At 51.1% G+C, this 3,077-nt stretch carries 1 rRNA gene; it reads left to right on the top strand.

Annotated elements, in window-relative coordinates:
- Nucleotides 1-134 precede the first annotated feature (134 nt).
- A 23S ribosomal RNA gene (locus NYR02_RS01175) occupies nt 135-3,025 on the top strand.
- Nucleotides 3,026-3,077 lie beyond the last annotated feature (52 nt).

Consider the following 3,077-nt stretch of genomic DNA (forward strand, 5'->3'; position numbering starts at 1 on the left):
TCTTTAAAAATTAGGATACATGAGAATTGAGATTCTCAAGCGAACTTGCAGTTGCTTGGCGATAGCAATTAACTCCATGCCATAAAGTTTTGTTCTTCATAGCTTGTAAGAACTGAAACGGTTTGGGGTTATATGGTCAAGTGACTAAGCGTGCACGGTGGATGCCTTGGCATCTGGAGGCGATGAAAGACGTAGTAGCCTGCGATAAGCTTCGGGGAGGTGGCAAACAACCTTTGATCCGGAGATCTCTGAATGGGGAAACCCACCCGTCATAAGGCGGGTATCATACACTGAATACATAGGTGTATGAGGCGAACGCGGAGAACTGAAACATCTAAGTACCCGCAGGAAAAGAAATCAACCGAGATTCCCTAAGTAGTGGCGAGCGAACGGGGACCAGCCCTTAAGCTGTTTTGTGGTTAGTAGAACGCTCTGGAAAGTGCGGCCGTAGTGGGTGATAGCCCCGTATACGAAAACCTATAAGCAGTGAAAACGAGTAGGTCGGGACACGTGATATCCTGACTGAATATGGGGGGACCATCCTCCAAGGCTAAATACTCCCAGATGACCGATAGTGAACTAGTACCGTGAGGGAAAGGCGAAAAGAACCCCTGTGAGGGGAGTGAAATAGATCCTGAAACCGTGTACGTACAAGCAGTGGGAGCCGACTTAGTTCGGTGACTGCGTACCTTTTGTATAATGGGTCAGCGACTTAATGTTAGTGGCAAGGTTAAGCGAATAGCGGAGCCGTAGGGAAACCGAGTGTTAACTGCGCGTATAGTCGCTAGCATTAGACCCGAAACCGGGCGATCTATCCATGAGCAGGTTGAAGGTTGAGTAACATCAACTGGAGGACCGAACCCACTACCGTTGAAAAGTTAGGGGATGACTTGTGGATAGGAGTGAAAGGCTAATCAAGCCCGGAGATAGCTGGTTCTCCTCGAAAGCTATTTAGGTAGCGCCTCGTGTCTAACCATGGGGGGTAGAGCACTGTTAAGGCTAGGGGGTCATCTCGACTTACCAACCCTTTGCAAACTCCGAATACCCATGAGTTCAATCACGGGAGACACACGGCGGGTGCTAACGTCCGTCGTGAAAAGGGAAACAACCCAGACCGTCAGCTAAGGTCCCAAAGTTACAGTTAAGTGGGAAACGATGTGGGAAGGCTAAAACAGCTAGGAGGTTGGCTTAGAAGCAGCCACCCTTTAAAGAAAGCGTAATAGCTCACTAGTCGAGTCGGCCTGCGCGGAAGATATAACGGGGCTCAAACTGTACACCGAAGCTACGGATGCGTATTTATACGCATGGTAGAGGAGCGTTCTGTAAGCCGTTGAAGGTCAAGGTGTGAACCAGGCTGGAGGTATCAGAAGTGCGAATGCTGACATAAGTAACGACAAGGGGAGTGAAAAACTCCCCCGCCGGAAACCCAAGGGTTCCTGTCCAACGTTAATCGGGGCAGGGTTAGTCGGCCCCTAAGGCGAGGCTGAGAAGCGTAGTCGATGGGAAGCGGTTTAATATTACCGCACCTCTTTATAGTGCGATGGGGGGACGGAGAAGGCTAGGCCAGCACGGCGTTGGTTGTCCGTGTTTAAGGTGGTAGGCAGAGGACTTAGGCAAATCCGGGTCCTTAATGCCGAGAACTGATGACGGTGACTCTACGGAGTCCGAAGTGGTCGATGCCATGCTTCCAGGAAAAGCCTCTAAGCTTCAGCTATAAAGAGACCGTACCCCAAACCGACACAGGTGGGTAGGTAGAGAATACCAAGGCGCTTGAGAGAACTCGGGTGAAGGAACTAGGCAAAATGGCACCGTAACTTCGGGAGAAGGTGCGCCGGTTTTGGTGAAGGACTTGCTCCGTAAGCTGAGATCGGTCGAAGATACCAGGTCGCTGCAACTGTTTATTAAAAACACAGCACTCTGCAAACACGAAAGTGGACGTATAGGGTGTGACGCCTGCCCGGTGCCGGAAGGTTAATTGATGGGGTTATCTTCGGAGAAGCTCTTGATCGAAGCCCCGGTAAACGGCGGCCGTAACTATAACGGTCCTAAGGTAGCGAAATTCCTTGTCGGGTAAGTTCCGACCTGCACGAATGGCGTAATGATGGCGACACTGTCTCCACCCGAGACTCAGTGAAATTGAAATTGCGGTTAAGATGCCGTATACCCGCGGCTAGACGGAAAGACCCCGTGAACCTTTACTATAGCTTCACAGTGAACTTTGAATTGGCTTGTGTAGGATAGCTGGGAGGCTTTGAAGCAGAGACGCTAGTCTTTGTGGAGCCAATCTTGAAATACCAGCCTGGTCAATTTGGGGTTCTAACTCTGGTCCATTATCTGGATCGAGGACACTGTGTGGTGGGTAGTTTGACTGGGGCGGTCTCCTCCCAAAGAGTAACGGAGGAGCACGAAGGTCGGCTAATCCTGGTCGGACATCAGGAGGTTAGTGTAATGGCACAAGCCGGCTTAACTGCGAGACAGACACGTCGAGCAGGTACGAAAGTAGGTCATAGTGATCCGGTGGTTCTGTATGGAAGGGCCATCGCTCAACGGATAAAAGGTACTCCGGGGATAACAGGCTGATACCGCCCAAGAGTTCACATCGACGGCGGTGTTTGGCACCTCGATGTCGGCTCATCACATCCTGGGGCTGAAGCCGGTCCCAAGGGTATGGCTGTTCGCCATTTAAAGTGGTACGCGAGCTGGGTTTAGAACGTCGTGAGACAGTTCGGTCCCTATCTGCCGTGGGCGTTTGAGATTTGAGAAGAGCTGCTCCTAGTACGAGAGGACCGGAGTGGACGAACCTCTGGTGTTCCGGTTGTATCGCCAGATGCATTGCCGGGTAGCTACGTTCGGACAGGATAACCGCTGAAAGCATCTAAGCGGGAAACCTCCTTCAAGATGAGATCTCACTGGAACTTCGAGTTCCCTGTAGGGCCCAGGAAGACTACCTGGTTGATAGGTTGGGTGTGTAAGCGCTGTGAGGCGTTGAGCTAACCAATACTAATTGCCCGTGAGGCTTGACCATATAACACCCAAACCCGGAAGGGTTGATTGAATACGACAAGCAACTGCTTGTT

The sequence above is a fragment of the Thalassolituus pacificus genome (assembly GCF_025318105.1).
Taxonomy (GTDB): Bacteria; Pseudomonadota; Gammaproteobacteria; order Pseudomonadales; family Oceanobacteraceae; genus Venatoribacter; species Venatoribacter pacificus.